Here is a 3,534-nt window from a genome sequence, read left to right on the forward strand (position 1 = left end):
GACACCGAAGAGGCGGTGGCTCTGGCAGAACGGGCTTTCGAACAGTTCCGGCCCCGATACGAACTCGCCTGGTCGTCAGGGGTGCGCGGCAAGCTCGGCTTGTCCCCCGGCGCCGACGCCGACATCGTCACACCGTTGACCGACGATTTGCTTGCGCTGTTGCAGCAGAACCACATTGACTACACGTCGTTCTTCCGCCACCTCGGACAGGCGGCCCGCGGGGAGACCGAACCCGCGCGCGGACTGTTCGTCGACCTCGCCGGGTTCGACGGCTGGCTCTCGCGCTGGCAGGCCTTGAATCCGGACGCCGAGTCGATGGACCGGACCAACCCGATTTACATTCCTCGCAATCATCTGGTCGAGGAGGCGCTGACCGCGGCGACGGCCGGTGATTTGGCTCCGCTGGAGCAGCTGCTGCGTGTGCTGGCTGACCCGTACGACGAGCGGCCCGGCCTGGAGCACTACACCGGCCCGGCGCCGGAGGATTTCGGCGTCTACCGCACCTTCTGCGGGACCTGAGATCTGCTGCAGCGCACGCGTTTACAAACTCGAGCCGGTTGACGCCGAAAACTCCTGTGTACGCTGTCGCGACTTCATCAGGACTGCAGATCGAGCGCCGCGCCGACCAACGCCAGATGGCTGAGTCCTTGCGGCAGATTGCCCCAGAAGGAATTATCTTGAGGATCGATCATCTCGGACAGCACACCGACGTCGTTGGTCAGTTCGACCAACTCTGCCATCAGCGTTCGCGCTTCGGCGTCACGTCCCACGTGATGAAGCGCCGACACCGCCCAAAACGAGCAGGCGACGAATGTGCCCTCGTGTTCTTCCCGCGCCCCGCTGAAGCGGTACAACAGCGGCCCACGGCCCAGGTCACGTCGCAGCGCGTCGATCGTCGACGACATTCGCGGTCCGCGGTCGTAACCGCTGCCGGCGTGCAGCAGGATCGAGGCGTCCAGCTTCCGGCTGCCCGGATACCATTCGTAGCCGCCCAGGTCCTCAGACCAGCATTCGCGCTCCACCCATTCGCGGATGCGCTCCGCTTCACCGGCCCAGCGGTCCGGATCACCGGGAATCTGGCCGAGCTCGGCAAGCTTGACCGCGCACCGCAAGGCATGCCAGCAGCCGAGCTTGGAAGTGGTGTAGTGCTCGATCTGCTCCAGCTCCCACATCCCGGCGTCCCGGGTGCGCCAGGCGTCACATGCTTGATCGGCGAAATCGATTAGCAGATGGCCGGTGTCGGTGTCCAATGCGTGACCGGCTTCGACGTACAACCGCACGGTGCTGAAAAGGTCCGCATAGATACTGAGCTGCAACTGGCCTTGGGCGCGGTTGCCGGTCACCACCGGGCCGATTCCTCGCCAGCCGGACGCCTCCCGCTCGACAACGGGATCGATGGGCGAGCCGTCCAGTCGATAGAAGACCCCGGTGCCGGCGCCGTGGCGGCGAACCGTGCGCAGCAGCCAGCTGATGGCGGCGTGTGTCTCTTCTCGAATACCTAACCGGCGCAACACGTCCAGCGTGTAGGCGGTGTCGCGGACCCAGGCATATCGGTAGTCCCAATTCTTGTCTCCGGAAGATCTTTCCGGCAGCGACGTGGTAGCCGCCGCTGCGACGGCGCCGGTCGGGCTGAAGATGAGCTGCTTGAGGATCAGCACACTGCGGCGCACCGCGTCGTTCCAGGAGTCGTCACATTCGAATTGAGCGGACCAGTTTGACCAGTGTTCGATGGTGCCGTCCAGGCTGCGGTCGATATCGCCTACCGGTGACAACATCAGTGGCTCCGCGTCGGTCGCCACCAACCCGATCACCCGGCGTGTTTGGGCGCTGACTGTGAATGAGCCGAACAGAGCCTGGTCGGAGACTTCCACCTCCATGTCGTCAGAAGTACACACGCCGATGTTGAGGTTATTGATGCGCAGGACAACACCGTGCGGTGTACGCCGCGCCCACGGTGACGCTGTGTTGAAGCAGGTGCCCGGCGCGACTCGCCAGCGCATCGGCACCTCACCGTCCACACCCTCGACCCGGCGCACCAGCTCCGTCCAGGGGAGCCGTCCGTTATGCCCGAGGTTGAGCGCGTCGATGACCCGCACGCGGCCGGACTCGGTGCTGAACGTGGTTTCCAGGACGTTGGTGTCTGGCAGGTAACGCCGCCCCGACGAGAACGGAATCGAGGGCGCCAACTCGAGTCGGCCCCCGTTTGACGAATCCACCACAGCAGCGAATACCGGCACCGAGTCCAGATCAGGTATCGGGAACCAGTCGATGGCGCCGTCTTGAGCGACCAACGCAATCGTTCGTCCGTCGCCGATCGGCGCGTAGCTGCGCAATGCCACGAAACCGTCTTCACGGCAACGCGATTCGCTAGGCGTCGAGGTCGTCGGGTCGAGCTCCGGGGCCGGCACGCCATCACGTTCCCGCGATTCACAGCCAATAAACACGGTGCGGCCTGCATGACTCATCCGCCAGCGGGTAACCGGGAGCCATGGCGAAAATCGGATACTTCTTGTCCTGCGAGCAATACTCCCCCGCGGAATTGGTCGACCAAGCCAAACGCGCGGAAGCCGCCGGGTTCGAGGCGCTCTGGATTTCGGATCACTTCCACCCCTGGAACGACGAGCAGGGGCAGAGCCCATTTGTCTGGGGAGTCATCGGCGCGTTGTCACAGGTGACGACATTGCCGGTCACCACTGCGGTGACGTGCCCGACGATCCGTATCCATCCGGCGATCATCGCCCAGGCCGCCGCGACGGCCGCGGTGCAACTAGAAGGGCGTTTCGTTCTGGGTGTGGGCAGTGGCGAGGCGCTCAACGAACACATCCTCGGTGATCCGTGGCCGTCGGTGGGGGTGCGACAGCAGATGCTCGAGGAGGCGGTCGACGTGATCCGGCTGCTGCACAAGGGCAACGAGATTAGCCACCACGGCCAGTTTTACGAGGTACAGGAAGCGCGCATCTACACCCTTCCCGACAAGCCCGTGCCGATCTACGTTTCCGGTTTCGGTCCGCAGGGCGCGGAATTAGCGGGACGAATCGGCGACGGGTTCTGCATCGTGACGCCGGAGGAAGATCTGGTGAAGGCATTCCGCGAGGCCGGTGGGGGCGACAAGCCGGTCCAGGCCGGCACCAAAGTCAGCTGGGACCGCGACACGGACAAGGCCCTCAAAGCGGCGCACCGACTGTGGCCGAACGACGCGCTGCCGGGCCAGTCGGCTCAAATCCTGCCTCGGCCGAAGGATTTCGAGGCAGTGAGTTCGCTGGTAAAGCCGGAGCAAGTCGCCGAGGCGGTCGCCTGCGGACCGGACGCGGACACCCATGCCGCCAACGTCCGCAAGTACCTCGACGCGGGTATTGACGAGGTATACGTGCAGCAAGTGGGTCCTGACATCGAGGGCTTCTTCTCGACCTATGAACGCGACGTGCTCCCACAGCTGCGGCAGTAGTTTTCGAGCGACGCTACCTCTTTCGCGGTCAGGATCGGGTCGCGCTGCGAAACCGTCGACAATCTTGTTCCGCGTCAACGTGGCACGCT

The 3,534-nt window shown here is 64.3% G+C and carries 3 protein-coding genes; 2 read left to right on the plus strand and 1 reads right to left on the minus strand.

Annotated features, from left to right (window positions below; genetic code table 11):
* Positions 1 to 519: protein adenylyltransferase SelO family protein (locus WA317_RS01140; RefSeq protein WP_425171281.1), on the plus strand; the 519-nt coding region annotated here is incomplete at its 5' end.
* A 77-nt stretch (positions 520 to 596) separates the two neighbouring features.
* On the opposite strand, the gene WA317_RS01145 is transcribed toward WA317_RS01140, so the two are convergent.
* Positions 597 to 2,408 (minus strand): glycoside hydrolase family 15 protein, encoded by a 1,812-nt coding sequence (locus WA317_RS01145; protein WP_425171282.1) that lies wholly within the window; start codon positions 2,406 to 2,408, stop codon positions 597 to 599.
* A gap of 80 nt (positions 2,409 to 2,488) precedes the next feature.
* Between WA317_RS01145 and WA317_RS01150 the strand changes: the two genes are divergently transcribed.
* The gene (locus WA317_RS01150; protein WP_425171283.1) at positions 2,489 to 3,445 is read left to right on the plus strand and encodes a TIGR03557 family F420-dependent LLM class oxidoreductase; all 957 of its coding nucleotides are present in this window, start codon (positions 2,489 to 2,491) and stop codon (positions 3,443 to 3,445) included.
* Positions 3,446 to 3,534: the final 89 nt, after the last annotated feature.

It is taken from the genome of Mycobacterium sp. (genome assembly GCF_049802695.1).
Taxonomy (GTDB): Bacteria; Actinomycetota; Actinomycetes; order Mycobacteriales; family Mycobacteriaceae; genus Mycobacterium.